Consider the following 12679-nt stretch of genomic DNA (forward strand, 5'->3'; position numbering starts at 1 on the left):
AAGAAACTCTGCCAAGCTAAAGCCTGGAGTGTTAAATGAACAATAAAAGCATTTATGGTCTTTCTCTCATTTCCCTTGGCATGAGCATGGGGCAAGTTGCAGTAGCTGTGGAGCAAAAGCCTGAAGGGTTCATTGAGGGGAGCACCTTTAGTATTCTCAATCGGAATCTCTATCTCAATCGTGATTATCGAAAGGGTCAATCAAGCCCCACGGGCAATGGTTACTCAGCCGAATGGGCTCATGGCATCATTGGCCGATTCGAATCAGGCTTTACTCAAGGTACCGTAGGCTTCGGCATTGATGCGTTTGCAATGGAAGGCCTCAAGCTCGATTCAGGTGATGGTCGCTCGGGAGCCCGTAGCTCAGTCGATGTCTTGCCGCACAATAGCAAAGGCCAACCTGAAGACTCCTACTCAAAAGTAGGCGGGGCCGCAAAAGTGCGTTTCCTGGATACAGTCGTCAAGGTAGGCGACGTATTTCCATCGACGCCTGTCGTTGCCTATGGGGATTCCCGACTTCTCCCGGAGAGTTTCCGGGGTGCAACGTTCACTAATACCAGCATCAAAGGCCTGACCCTTCAGGGGGGCCGGCTGCATGCGATGAGCCAACCCAATTCCAGTAGCATGCGTGACGGCTTTTCAACTTTTTACGCCGGTGTAGTAGATGCTCCATGGATCGCTTATCTAGGGGGCGATTACACGGTCAATGAACACGTAGGTGTGAGTCTTTACACCAGCCAATTCAAGGATGTGTGGAACCAATACTACGCGGGCACCACATTGAGCTATCCACTCTCAGAAAGCGTATCGCTAATTGGCGGCTTTAATTACTACCGAGCGGTTGATGAGGGTGAAAAACTTCTGGGAAGCTTCGATAACAAGATCTGGAGCGGCAAGACCGGGGTCAAATTCGGAGCGCACGCCGTGACCGTTGGTTACCAGCGCAATAATGGTAACGACGACTTTGACTACCTTCGCCAGTCCGACTCAATTTTTTTGGATAACTCCATTCAGTACAGCGATTTCAACTCACCGAAAGAGCAATCCTTGCAGCTGCGCTACGATCTAGATATGCAGGCTTTCGGCATCCCCGGTCTGAGCTTCATGACCCGCTACGCTAAGGGTTGGGATGCGGACTATTCCAACGCAAACAGCGTGTACATGCGTCGCGGAGCGGACGGTGCCCCATTGCAGGACCAAAAGCGTTGGGAGCGAGACATCGAGGCTAAGTATGTCATCCAGTCAGGCTCACTGAAGGACATGTCTTTACGTGTCCGCCAAGCAACGACACGAGCTACCGATTTCGAATCTGATTTGGACGAGGTCAGACTGATTGTTGAATATCCACTGCAACTCCTTTAACGGGCATTAGCCATCGGCATCAACTGTCCGGTATCCCCGATACACCCCGTCTCCTTGTTTCTCCTTTGGTTTGGAGACGGCTTAGGCGCCCTAGTGGCGCCTTTTTTTGTGGATTGAAGAAACTGTTGGTATATCCATCCCGGCGGCGAGCGTCCCTGGGGTTGTATGGCTGATTGGAACGTGTGAACATACTCTCAATATAGGTAGGGGGGGTATGGTATGGGTCATATGAGATCAAGCAAAGACAATCTTCTTAAGCGTGTAAAGCGAATCGCTGGGCAAGTCCAGGCGATTGAGCGAGCACTCGACTCTGATGATGACTGCTCGAAAACCCTGCTTTTGGTCGCTTCTGCCCGTGGCGCTATCAATGGGCTGATGGATGAAATTATCGAAGACCACGCTCGTGAACACGTTGCGAATCCGACACTCAGCAACGAAGAAAGAGCGAAAGGCGTCGATGAGCTTCTCGAAGCCATTCGCCGCTATTCCAAATAGGATTTGCCCAGATGAGTAATTCGTACACCGACTATTCCCACGACCATATGTTCCTGGGGAAATCACATGAAGAAAACGCCAAGCGAACCTTGTGGGTAGTGGCTCTGACCGTCGTAATGATGGTTGCTGAAATCACCGCAGGTTATCTCACTGGCTCAATGGCGTTGCTTGCTGATGGATTTCACATGGCAACACACGCTGGAGCACTTGGCATAGCCGCAGCTGCTTACGGTTACGCAAAAAGACATGCCTCAAATGCTCGCTACAGTTTTGGAACTGGCAAGGTTGGAGACTTGGGTGGCTTCGCATCTGCTCTGATTTTGGGACTGGTCTCTTTGGGAATTGCCGGAGAGTCGCTATTTCGTCTCTTTCAACCGACTCAAGTGCAATTCGGGACAGCGACTCTTATCGCAATTGTCGGATTAGCAGTGAATGTGGTGAGCGCGCTTTTGCTGTCTGGCGGTCATAATCATCACCATGGGCATGACCACGGCCAAGATGAATCTCACCATGCACATGGTCATGACAATAATCTGCGCTCTGCTTATATTCACGTCATTGCAGATGCACTGACTTCGGTTCTGGCCATCGCAGCACTGCTTGCTGGTCGTTACCTTGGTTGGGTCTGGCTCGACCCTGCAATGGGGATTGTGGGTGCAGTTGTCATCGCACGCTGGGCTTGGTCGTTGATGCGGGTGACTGCGAGTGTATTGCTAGACCAGACAGATGATCATGTCGCTGAAGAGATTCGTGAACTGGTTGAGCGACAGGGAGATGCTTCGATCATAGATCTTCATGTCTGGCAGGTAGGGCCGCAAGCCCGCGCCGCTATTGTGAGTGTTCTAGGCAGCCCAGCAGTGAATGCACAAAACATACGAGAACGGCTTGCGACAGTTCATGAGATCACTCATCTGACAGTTGAGTACCGCACGAAGCCGGGCGCTGTTTCACCCGATCAGGTCGCCGTTCAGGCTTAGCAATGAGCCCGTAGTTCGCATAAGTTCGCCGAGGAATTGACCAATGGCCAAGGACATCGAGAATCCGTGTACTTCTGTCTGCCAGTTGAACAGCGAACTGTGCGTCAGCTGCGGTCGCACCAAGGAAGACATCAGAAAATGGAAACGAATGAAGCGTCCAGAAAAAATGGCCGCTGTACAACGCGCGACCCTGCGTCTGAAAAGCCTGCAAAAAAAGAACTCTCAAACCACTGTAATTTAACTTTTCTACGCTTTCAGCCGAGACAGATGTCCAGATTCGGAAAGGCAAGCTGAGTGGCAACGCCACCCGAACTTAGCACTATCGTGGTCAGATGCGCAGTGCTTGTCAGCAGACGGAGCATGGCGTCATCTCAAATTGTTATTGAGGACAGCAGTACGGGGTTATCCGATTCGGCGCAGGCGCGCCTTTACAGCTTGTTGCTGATCGTCCTTTGCGTATTGCTTGAGAATGAAATCAACATAGCATGTCCCGCTGCATGGCCATGAGCTGGGACCATGCTGTGGCCGAATGGATGAGGTGGGATTAGTTTGCGGGGTATTCAGCAATGACCTGATCTACGCCGGCTTTGGTCAGGCCGATTATTTGGTAGGTCTCATGTACTCCGTCGACTTCCATTCCTGGAGAACCTGCTGGCATTCCAGGAGCAGCGATCCCGAGAAGGTCGTCACGCTTACTCATCGCAATTATTTGCTCAACTGGCACATGACCTTCAACAAACTTCCCGTTGATCATCGCAGTGTGACAAGACGAGAGTCGTGGAGCGACACCTAGATCTTGTTTGACAGCACTCATGTTGGTTTCTACATGATCAATGACGGTGAAGCCATTGGCCTCAAGATGCTGAATCCATTTTTTGCAGCATCCGCAGTTTGCATCTCGATGCACATCGATGGTCAGGGCCTGCGCCGCTTGAGCCGTTGAGCCGATGAACAGCGCAGCGAATGTTGCAATACGCAGAAATCGACTTGAAAGTCGGAAGCTACCTGTCATGAATATTTCCTTTTCCCTTGGAGACGGCGAGATGTTCTACGAAGCAATAGAACCCCACTCAAGCGTTCATGCCGCTGCAAAGGTTACATTGAAGGATCTACTTTAGAGTCGGGGAGCCAACTCCCCGATCATTTGAATTCGTAGGGCTAGTGCTCAAATCGCTCAGAACCACATCCGAATACCAGCTACAAACCGGGCCTCGTTTGTCTTTTCCCCTTCATCGCTGGCTAGGTCAGCCGTCTTACCATATGAGCGATTCCAGCTAACACCAATGTAGGGTGCGAATTGACGAGTAATTTCGTAGCGCAACCGCAGGCCTAGTTCGGTGTTGGCCAATCCAGATCCTATGCCGCGCTGAGGATCATTTTTCCCGTACAAGTTTACTTCGGCGGTCGGCTGCAAGATCAGGCGATTGGTCAACAGGATGTCGTAATCGCCTTCAAACCGAGCTGCGGTTTGACCGTTCTCACCAATATAAGCAGTCGCTTCAGCTTCAAAGTTATAGAGGGCCATGCCCTGAATACCGAGCGCTCCCCATGTTTGAGGTGACCCAGGTTTGAAGTCTTGTCGAATGCCGGTGACGACATCCCACCAAGGACCGATGGCGTGTCCCCACAGAGCCTGAAGTTCAGCGTTCTCGGTTACGCCATTGGTACGTTCGCCTTCCGAACGCAACCATAGGCGATCGACGTCACCGCCGATCCACCCTTTTGCATCCCAAGCCAGCGCACTACCGTTGTCAGCGTCTTGGTACTCAAATTTATCCAGGAGGATGAACGAGTTAATTTTTTTATCGTGCACACCATGGCCTGGTAAGTCTGGAAAAGCGGCGGCCCGGTCAGCGTCGGTAAGTACGGGGATTGGGGTTCGGCTTGTGGTAGTCGCCCCTCCATCCATGCTTTCCATACCGTCCATTTGCCCGTTATCGCTGTGATCCATAGCCCCCATCTTGCTATGGTCCATGGCTCCCATTGAGCCGTGGTCCATCTTGGAGTGATCCATCGCGGCATCTTTCGGTTTGGCGGGTTTGGATTTTTGTGCAGTTGAAGACTTTGCGTCCGCACTTGATGGCATCGCCATCGACGGATCCATCTCTTCAGCGGCTTGAGCCATGAAAAAGAATGCTGGACCGGTAGAGACTGCAAGTGCCATCAGCGTTGGGCGTAAAAACTTACTGGTCATGATCTCAATCTGCCTTTTTGGTTTTTTGGTCATGATCCATCGACTCATGGCTCATCTGGCTATGGTCCATCGCCCCGTGATCTAGCTTCGAATCGTTTGCCGTTGCTGGCTTGTCCGTTGCTGTAACAGGAACAGTGGTTGAATGGTCGCTGCCATTTTCCTCTGCCAGCACCGTGGACGAGAGTCCACCCAGCAGGACAGCGGCAAAGAGGCAACCCACGAGGGAATTACGATTTCGGTATGTGCTCACAGATCGTCTCCTTTACTCATCAACCCGTACTTCACGGAACATGCCCATTTCCATATGGAAAAGCAGGTGACAGTGATATGCCCAACGGCCTAAGGCATCAGCGGTGACTCGATAGCTGCGTTTGGTACCTGGTGGCATATCGATCGTGTGCTTGCGCACCATGAACTTGCCGTTCTCGTCCTCAAGGTCACTCCACATGCCGTGAAGGTGGATGGGGTGTGTCATCATGGTGTCGTTCACCAAGGTGATGCGCAGACGCTCGCCATACTTCAGGCGCAGCGGTTCGGCGTCAGAGAATTTGATGCCGTTGAACGACCACGAAAACTTCTCCATGTGACCGGTCAAATGAAGCTCGATGGTACGATTTGGCTCGCGGCCGTCAGGGTCTTGGAAAGTGCTTTTCAAGTCGGAGTAAGTGAGCACTCGACGACCATTGTTCCGCAAGCCTATGCCCGGATCACTTAGCTTTGGCGTTGGATTCATGGCTTGCATATCAACCAGGGGATTGTTGGTTTCAGAGGCAGGGTGTGTCTGCATTTCTCCACCCATACCACCCATGCCAGCCATCCCTGACATATCACCATTGCCCATCCCAGCCATCTTGCTGTGATCCATGCCCGCCATGTTAGTCATGTCACCGCTGTCCATGCCGGTCATCCCGGTCATGTCACTTTGGTCCATACCGGTCATCTTGCTGTGGTCCATGCCCGCCATGCCCGCCATGCCGGACATGTCACCTGGTGTCTTCTCTGCGCCGCCCATACCAGCCATGCTGCCATGGTCCATACCAGCCATACCGCCCATCCCCATGTCATCCATAGTGACGATTGGACGTGGATCTATAGCAGGTACCTGAGCAACTAGCCCTTCACGAAGAGCGAGGGTTCCGCGTGCATAACCCGTCCGATCCATAGACTGGGCGAAGATGGTGTAAGCCTCTTCACTGGCAGGCTCTACGATCACGTCATACGTTTCAGCTACGGCGATGCGGAATTCGTCAACACTCACTGGGTTGACGTGTTGGCCGTCGGCGGCCACAACGGTCATTTTCAAACCAGGAATGCGGACGTCGAAATAGCTCATCGCCGAGCCGTTGATAAAGCGTAGTCGTAGCTTCTCACCCGGCTTGAAAATACCGGTCCAGTTACCGTTTGGCGCCTGGCCATTCATGAGATAGGTGTAAGTATCTGCGCTGACGTCTCCAAGGTCGGTTGGGCTCATGTTCATTTCAGCCCACATCTTCCTGTCAGCTACTGTAGCTGACCAACCTTGCTTACTGACATCGTCGATAAAATCACCAACGGTGCGTTTATGGTGGTTGTAGTAGCCCGACTGTTTCTTAAGCTTGGCCATGACGCGACTAGGATCTTCATCGGTCCAATCAGTCAACATCACCACATAGTCGCGGTTGTATTGAAAAGGTTCAGGCTCTTTCGAGTCGATAACGATTGGCCCGTAAACCCCTGCCTGCTCCTGTAAGCCCGAGTGGCTGTGGTACCAGTACGTACCATTCTGATGAACCTTGAACTTGTACTCGTACATGCCGTCGGGTGCGATGCCATGGAAACTCAAGCCAGGTACACCGTCCATATTGGCCGGCAGAATGATCCCGTGCCAATGGATTGAGGTGTCTTGGTCCAGGCGGTTTTTTACACGCAGGGTGACTGTCTCTCCTTCGCGCCAACGCAGCAAAGGTCCTGGCAATGATCCATTGATGGTCATGGCTGTTCGCGGCGAGCCGGTAATGTTTACAGGTGTTTCACCAATAAACAGATCAAATTCATTGCCGGTGAGTACGCTCGGCAGACCTGGACTTGTCACCGCCCATACTGGAGTGCGCCAAAGGCCAAAGCCGCCGAGAATGCCACCAGCGGCCAAGCCTTTTACGAATGTCCGTCTAGAGGTTTTGGAATGCATGCCGTTTATTTCCAATCAGTCAAAAGGGAAGCCGTGCGAAACAACCGATCATGAGTTGCCCGGATCAGCTTTGCCCACCGTCACAAAAGACAAACTCTTACGGCAAGCGAGCTCAGAAATTGCCACATTTAAACCACCGCAGTGATTACATTTCTGTCAGCTTGGAGGGCTAGCTATTTAGCAATTCTTGTGATCCATCGCCTTGGCTTTGCTTTCAGCGACGGGATGTTGGGCATTTTGCGTTTGAGCTACTCGGTACGATTCCATCGAATTATTCCTGGCCACTTCCATGCGTGCGAAAGTCCGGTCACCACCCCCTTCAGCCATAGCCAAAGAAGAGACGGTCAGAGCCGCGATGACGAACAAGGTTTTGATAGGGTTCATTTGGGGGGCCTCGGATGATTATTGGTGACCCCTGAATCCACATCAGTCGTTGACTCTAGGGGGTGAGCTTGAGGCTCAATAGGACTATAAGACTCATCCCCTGTCAGGAAGCTTAGGCCAATATTACAGTTGTGTCAGGTTGCGATATTTCTCTTGAGATGCAGAGTGATTAGTCCGTAAGGTCTAAGCTATCCAACGACACATAACCTCCATCCACCATCTAAAATTTACCTGTGCGGCGTTGTAAGTTTCCGGTCACTGCACGATGGCGTGGCGTTTTTTGAGTTTTTCGCTGAAATCATACATCGGCTCGGACGCACTACGTTAAGCACTTGAGTGTTCGATAGGTGGGAATTAAATGGCAGCGTAACTAAAGGTGGCCACCGGTGAGTATTAATTTTGACAAAGCGCTTGGCTCCGCAGAAAGAGCATTACGTTTTCGCAGCCAACGAGCTGAGGTACTTAGCAATAATATCGCTAATGCCGACACTCCTAACTTTAAGGCCAGGGACTTGGACTTTTCTGCTGTACTGGCTAGCCAAACAAAAGGAGGTTTGGCTACTCCGTTCTCTTTAAAAACAACAAACCCAAAACATATTGCCGTAAACGAATTAGTAAGTGATATTCACGGCGGTGCTTTGCTTTACAGTACGCCGAACCAACCTTCCATTGATCAAAATACTGTGGATCAACAGGTCGAGGTCGCAAAGTATACGGAAAATGAAATTCATTTCGAAACCGCCTTTACTAGATTAAATGGAGCATTTAAGGGGCTACTTAAAGCTCTGCGAGGTGAATAATAAACTTTACCCAGCGAGGGAATCAGCGCCTCAGGCGCTGATTTGGGAAGGGAAACCGAGTGCTTCGACAGTTTTACGGACTTGCTCTGGGTTTTCACTGCTTTCAACGCTTACCTTACCTGCTGCGCGATCCACGGAAATCATAGCCTCGCTGTCCAGTGACTGAATTGCTTTGGTGATTTTGCTGACGCAGCTACCGCAACCAATGCCTGATACGTTTAAGACGAACATGGTTATTCCTCTTGTGCTGAGCAGTCTATTTTCACCGCAACAACAAGATCAACGTTGACACCACGGTAAGGTCAAGAGTTATGTATAGCGGGCTGTGAGCATCGGTTACGCTCATTCAATTCGGGTATTCCTCAGCCTCAAAGCATTGAAAACTACAGACGCAGAACTGACGCTCATGGCTAACGCAGCAATCATTGGAGACAGAAGGTGCCCCGTCAGTGGATAGAGCAGGCCTGCGGCGAGGGGAATACCCATTGAGTTGTAAAGGAAGGCGAACCCCAAGTTTTGCCGCATGTTTTTTACCGTTGCAACCGAAAGTGCCCGTGCCCGTAAAATCCCCATCAGGTCGCCTTTTACCAGCGTGAGCTGCGCGCTATTCATCGCGACGTCAGTCCCTGTACCCATGGCAATGCCCACATCTGCTCGCGCCAAGGCCGGTGCGTCGTTGATACCGTCGCCGGCCATGGCAACCTTTCGACCGGATTGCTGGAGGTCCGCCACCAGGCGCTCCTTGTCCTGAGGTTTCACTTCACCATGAACCTCTTCAATACCCATCTCCTTGGCGACAGCACGTGCGGTGGTGAGCCCGTCTCCCGTGGCCATGATGATTTTTACGTTATCAGCCTTAAGCTTGGTGACTGCTTCTTTAGAGGTCGGTTTTATCGGGTCTGAGACCGCTAGTAATCCTGCCAAGACCCCGTCAACTGCTAGATAGATGATGCTGATGCCTTCAAGGCGCAACAACTCTGCACGTTCTTGTAAGACCTTTGTGCTCACGCCGGCAGCTTCCATCAGTGCAGTGTTGCCCAGCTGTACTTTCTTGCCATCAACGAGACCACTCACCCCAATCCCTGAGCCGGACTCAAACGATTCAGGCTTGGTGAGCGCAATATTTTCAGTTCGGGCGTGATCGACGATGGCGTGTGCCAAAGGATGTTCGCTGCCTTGATCAAGGCTAGCGGCCAGTTGAAGCACATCGCGTGGGTTGAAATCTGGTGTGGCCTCCACACTGTGAAATACCGGCCGTCCCTCTGTCAGGGTTCCCGTTTTATCGACAATCAGTGTGTCGATCTTGCAAAGGTTTTCGATGGCACTGGCATCTCTGAACAGCACACCCATACTGGCGGCTTTACCCGTCGAAACCATGATCGACATGGGCGTTGCCAGACCCAGAGCACAGGGACAAGCGATGATAAGCACGGCGACAGCGTTGATCAGGCCGAAGACCCAGCTGGGTTCCGGGCCGAACAGTCCCCAACCTATGAGGGTCAGCAACGCAATCGCGATAACCGCCATCACAAAGTAGCCGGCGATCGAGTCGGCCATTCGTTGCATGGGCGCTTTGGAGCGTTGGGCTAGTGCGACCATTTGTACTATCTGCGACAGCATGGTGTCAGCGCCGACCTTTCGCGCCTCCATCACCAAGCTTCCATGAGTATTAAGCGTGGCACCGATCAGACTATCCCCTGCTCTTTTCATGACCGGCACAGGTTCACCAGTGAGCATGGATTCATCCACCGCACTTTCTCCCTCGAGTACAGAGCCATCAACTGGCACTTTTTCACCAGGTCTGACCCGCAAATGGTCTCCCAAGTGAACATGGGTAAGAGGAATGTCTTCCTCCTGACCATCGGCGTTGATCCTGCGTGCAGTCTTGGGAGATAGGCCAAGAAGGGACTTAATGGCGGCGGAGGTTTGTGACCGTGCTTTGAGCTCAAGAATCTGCCCAAGCAAGGTGAGCGAGATGATGACCGCAGCGGCTTCGAAGTAGACGCCGATGCGTCCATCTTGCATGAAGGTGGTGGGAAAACTTTGGGGAAATAGGGTTGCCGCGACGCTGTAAAGATAGGCTGCGGCAGTACCTAAACCAATCAGAGTCCACATGTTTGGACTGCGATTTCTAACGGATGCTATGCCTCTTACAAAAAAGGGCCAACCTGCCCATAAGGTGACCGGAGTGGCAAGAGCGAACTCGATCCAGTTTTGAACCGAACCATGGAAGATTTGTAATGAGTGACCCGCCATGGCTAGAAGGGCCACCATTACGGTTAAAGGCAGCGACCACCAAAAGCGGCGGGTGAAATCCAGGAGCTCGGGTTTGTCATCGTCATCAAGCGCGGGCATGACGGGCTCTAATGTCATGCCACATTTAGGGCAATTGCCGGGCCCTGGCTGTCTTATTTCCGGGTGCATAGGACAGGTAAACTCAGTGGCTACCTGTAGCGTGGGCTCTATAGCGGCGCTGCTGGGTTCAGCGCTGGGATGATTACCAATGTAGCGTTCTGGATCTGCCCGAAATTTCTCTTGGCATTTCTGGCTACAAAATTGATACGTCTGTCCTTGGTAAGACTCGCCAAATTTACTTGGAGGTATAACCGCCATACCGCACACCGGGTCGCGTAGACCACCGTCATTGGGTGAGGCAGCGTGGGCGGGACCGTGATCGTGGTGGCTCGGTGGAGTGGGCATAGCTATTTCTCTTCCTTGTTGGTTCCTGCCTGATCGCCATGGTCATGTCCGCCATGTCCATGTCCAAAAAAATGCATCAATGGACAGATCAACAGGATGAGGTAGGGCAAATACGGATAAACGTGGGTGAAATGTTCCCGCACCCCGTAAAAGGCACCGATCGCAATGAGCATGATCAGTACAACGCCTGTTTTGCGCCTCCAAAATGGTGGGGAGGTGCTTCCAGCCGGATGCTGATGCTTATCCATGATCTAGACCCCGTGTGTGAGCGTGTTGCTCTGATCTCTGCCTCAGAGCATAGCGAACTCTTGCGTCGACGCGGTTTTAGCGGTCGGTTCAGGCTTACTTCAAGTCAAATTGACCGACCATCCCCGACTGGTAATGACCTGGCACGTTGCAGGCAAATTGAAGTCCAGTTGTGTTGTTGAAGGTCCAGATCAACTCCTTGGTTGCCCCTGGCTCGATCAGCACGCTATTCGGGTCGTTGTGTTCCATTCCAACCATCTTCATGCCTCCCATGCTATGGCCCATGTTGCCCCACATTTTTCCAGTTCCGGTGGGTGTAAGCGTTCCATTCTGGAACATGCTCGCCATTTCTTTTTGGTGCGCCGCGTGAGCAGCGGCTTGGCCGATATTGAACTCGTGCAGCAACGCCCCTTTGTTGTGAAGTACAAAGCGAACCGTTTCACCGGGCTTTACGTCGATGCTTTTAGTTTTGAAGAAAATATCACCCATCTCTACATCAACCGTGCGAGTGACCTCTGAGGCGACTCCAGGCTGACCGATATCCTCTTTCCCATGACCTACGCTGGCCATCGCCGTAGCGCCGAGGAGTAGGGTGATTGCCGCAATAACTGGAGTAATGAGCTTAGTTTTCATGGTGACCTCGAGAGCCAGTGGAAAATACTAGCTATGCTAAAGGGATAGAGCTGAGCGTTAACTGACTTGAACACTACATTTCTGTCAGTTTTCCTGAGAAAACACGGCGCCCAGATGACGCCGTGTCTAGTGGGCGGTTCAGAGAGCCCCGTAGGAGTTATTCGGTTACTGATGGTTCTCAGAAAGCATCAGTTTGTGCTCGCGCTGCATTTGGTTCAAAACGTCATCAACCATGGCGTCGTGTTTTTCCATCCAGGCGAGATGTTCCTGAGGTGACATTGATGCTTTTGGATGATCTAGATGAAGCTGGCCCATGATCTCGCCCAGTATTTTCATATGCTCGGCCATGTGAACATGGCGCTGCCCTTCAGGAGCTTTTTCAGCTTGTACCAAGGTCGCTTCGGCTTTATCGCGCAGGCTTTCCATGCGCTCCATAATCCGATCTGCACCACCTTCAGCCAACGCAGATGCTGAGATGAGTATCGAACTAGCAAAGAATAGGACTTTTAAACGGTTCATGAGGAAGCTCCTTTTTGATTTGTTTTCCGGCTCCTCTAGCTTTCATGGTTAAGAGTCGGTCGAGCACCAGAAAGTACTCATGCTCGAACCCTAGACAGCACTCGCTGACATCTACCTGAAGCCAATATTACTTTTCTGTCAGTTGCTGGTTGGCAGAGGCATTTCATTGCAGACTCAGCCTCACAATTATTCGAGAGCCATCC

Annotated in this window: 15 protein-coding genes; 5 read left to right on the plus strand and 10 right to left on the minus strand. The window is 51.8% G+C overall.

The features are described 5' to 3' along the window. Positions 1–35 precede the first annotated feature (35 nt). From AC3WKX_RS11585 to AC3WKX_RS11600, 4 genes are all read left to right on the plus strand, one after another. Positions 36–1361, plus strand: a complete 1326-nt coding sequence (locus tag AC3WKX_RS11585) for an OprD family porin (RefSeq protein ID WP_008432871.1) — start codon at positions 36–38, stop codon at positions 1359–1361. A 219-nt stretch (positions 1362–1580) separates the two neighbouring features. Beyond that, positions 1581–1856 (plus strand): metal/formaldehyde-sensitive transcriptional repressor, encoded by a 276-nt coding sequence (locus AC3WKX_RS11590; RefSeq protein WP_024073346.1) that lies wholly within the window; start codon positions 1581–1583, stop codon positions 1854–1856. Between the two features lie 11 nt (positions 1857–1867). Beyond that, entirely contained in the window at positions 1868–2833 is a 966-nt protein-coding gene (gene dmeF / locus AC3WKX_RS11595) for a CDF family Co(II)/Ni(II) efflux transporter DmeF (RefSeq protein ID WP_008437453.1), read from the plus strand. A 43-nt stretch (positions 2834–2876) separates the two neighbouring features. Further along, a complete protein-coding gene (locus AC3WKX_RS11600; protein ID WP_008437450.1) occupies positions 2877–3074 on the plus strand; it encodes a DUF1289 domain-containing protein in 198 nt (65 codons plus the stop codon). 303 nt (positions 3075–3377) lie between these two features. Here AC3WKX_RS11600 and AC3WKX_RS11605 read toward each other — a convergent pair whose 3' ends face one another. The 5 genes from AC3WKX_RS11605 to AC3WKX_RS11625 form a co-directional block, all read right to left on the minus strand. Beyond that, positions 3378–3845, minus strand: a complete 468-nt coding sequence (locus AC3WKX_RS11605) for a DUF411 domain-containing protein (protein ID WP_008437448.1) — start codon at positions 3843–3845, stop codon at positions 3378–3380. Positions 3846–4007: 162 nt separating this feature from the next. Further along, a complete protein-coding gene (locus tag AC3WKX_RS11610; protein WP_008437443.1) occupies positions 4008–5060 on the minus strand; it encodes a copper resistance protein B in 1053 nt (350 codons plus the stop codon). Then, a complete protein-coding gene (locus AC3WKX_RS11615; protein WP_024073347.1) occupies positions 5032–5277 on the minus strand; it encodes a hypothetical protein in 246 nt (81 codons plus the stop codon). Before AC3WKX_RS11615 ends, AC3WKX_RS11610 begins: the two co-directional genes overlap by 29 nt. Positions 5278–5289: 12 nt before the next feature. Then, a complete protein-coding gene (locus AC3WKX_RS11620; protein WP_008437439.1) occupies positions 5290–7194 on the minus strand; it encodes a copper resistance system multicopper oxidase in 1905 nt (634 codons plus the stop codon). 177 nt (positions 7195–7371) lie between these two features. Next, the gene (locus AC3WKX_RS11625) at positions 7372–7578 is read right to left on the minus strand and encodes a co-regulatory protein PtrA N-terminal domain-containing protein (RefSeq protein ID WP_019821302.1); all 207 of its coding nucleotides are present in this window, start codon (positions 7576–7578) and stop codon (positions 7372–7374) included. A 386-nt stretch (positions 7579–7964) separates the two neighbouring features. On the opposite strand from AC3WKX_RS11625, the gene flgB reads away from it, so the two are divergent. After that, a complete protein-coding gene (gene flgB, locus AC3WKX_RS11630; protein ID WP_008437437.1) occupies positions 7965–8378 on the plus strand; it encodes a flagellar basal body rod protein FlgB in 414 nt (137 codons plus the stop codon). 30 nt (positions 8379–8408) lie between these two features. On the opposite strand, the gene AC3WKX_RS11635 is transcribed toward flgB, so the two are convergent. The 5 genes from AC3WKX_RS11635 to AC3WKX_RS11655 form a co-directional block, all read right to left on the minus strand. Beyond that, on the minus strand, positions 8409–8609 hold the full coding sequence (locus AC3WKX_RS11635) for a heavy-metal-associated domain-containing protein (protein ID WP_008437435.1): 201 nt from the start codon (positions 8607–8609) through the stop codon (positions 8409–8411). Between the two features lie 111 nt (positions 8610–8720). Next, complete coding sequence (locus AC3WKX_RS11640; protein ID WP_024073349.1) at positions 8721–11078, minus strand: heavy metal translocating P-type ATPase; 2358 nt, start codon at positions 11076–11078, stop codon at positions 8721–8723. A 2-nt stretch (positions 11079–11080) separates the two neighbouring features. Beyond that, positions 11081–11326 carry a DUF2933 domain-containing protein gene (locus tag AC3WKX_RS11645; protein WP_032899631.1) on the minus strand — a complete coding sequence of 82 codons (246 nt, stop codon included), beginning with the start codon at positions 11324–11326 and terminating at the stop codon, positions 11081–11083. 94 nt (positions 11327–11420) lie between these two features. Next, positions 11421–11957: a cupredoxin domain-containing protein gene (locus AC3WKX_RS11650; protein ID WP_008437431.1), complete on the minus strand. Its 537-nt coding sequence runs from the start codon at positions 11955–11957 to the stop codon at positions 11421–11423. Positions 11958–12122: 165 nt separating this feature from the next. After that, complete coding sequence (locus AC3WKX_RS11655) at positions 12123–12476, minus strand: co-regulatory protein PtrA N-terminal domain-containing protein (RefSeq protein WP_008437430.1); 354 nt, start codon at positions 12474–12476, stop codon at positions 12123–12125. Between the last annotated feature and the right edge of the window lie 203 nt (positions 12477–12679).

The sequence above is a fragment of the Pseudomonas sp. GP01-A4 genome, assembly GCF_058780865.1.

Excerpts from the sequence above, each read along its gene's own strand:
- AC3WKX_RS11585 (WP_008432871.1), top strand. The coding sequence starts at position 36 with ATGAACAATAAAAGCATTTATGGTCTTTCTCTCATTTCCCTTGGCATG.
- AC3WKX_RS11590 (WP_024073346.1), top strand. The coding sequence starts at position 1,581 with ATGGGTCATATGAGATCAAGCAAAGACAATCTTCTTAAGCGTGTAAAG.
- dmeF (WP_008437453.1), top strand. The coding sequence starts at position 1,868 with ATGAGTAATTCGTACACCGACTATTCCCACGACCATATGTTCCTGGGG.
- AC3WKX_RS11600 (WP_008437450.1), top strand. The coding sequence starts at position 2,877 with ATGGCCAAGGACATCGAGAATCCGTGTACTTCTGTCTGCCAGTTGAAC.
- AC3WKX_RS11605 (WP_008437448.1), bottom strand. The coding sequence starts at position 3,845 with ATGACAGGTAGCTTCCGACTTTCAAGTCGATTTCTGCGTATTGCAACA.
- AC3WKX_RS11610 (WP_008437443.1), bottom strand. The coding sequence starts at position 5,060 with ATGACCAAAAAACCAAAAAGGCAGATTGAGATCATGACCAGTAAGTTT.
- AC3WKX_RS11620 (WP_008437439.1), bottom strand. The coding sequence starts at position 7,194 with ATGCATTCCAAAACCTCTAGACGGACATTCGTAAAAGGCTTGGCCGCT.
- AC3WKX_RS11625 (WP_019821302.1), bottom strand. The coding sequence starts at position 7,578 with ATGAACCCTATCAAAACCTTGTTCGTCATCGCGGCTCTGACCGTCTCT.
- AC3WKX_RS11635 (WP_008437435.1), bottom strand. The coding sequence starts at position 8,609 with ATGTTCGTCTTAAACGTATCAGGCATTGGTTGCGGTAGCTGCGTCAGC.
- AC3WKX_RS11640 (WP_024073349.1), bottom strand. The coding sequence starts at position 11,078 with ATGCCCACTCCACCGAGCCACCACGATCACGGTCCCGCCCACGCTGCC.
- AC3WKX_RS11645 (WP_032899631.1), bottom strand. The coding sequence starts at position 11,326 with ATGGATAAGCATCAGCATCCGGCTGGAAGCACCTCCCCACCATTTTGG.
- AC3WKX_RS11650 (WP_008437431.1), bottom strand. The coding sequence starts at position 11,957 with ATGAAAACTAAGCTCATTACTCCAGTTATTGCGGCAATCACCCTACTC.
- AC3WKX_RS11655 (WP_008437430.1), bottom strand. The coding sequence starts at position 12,476 with ATGAACCGTTTAAAAGTCCTATTCTTTGCTAGTTCGATACTCATCTCA.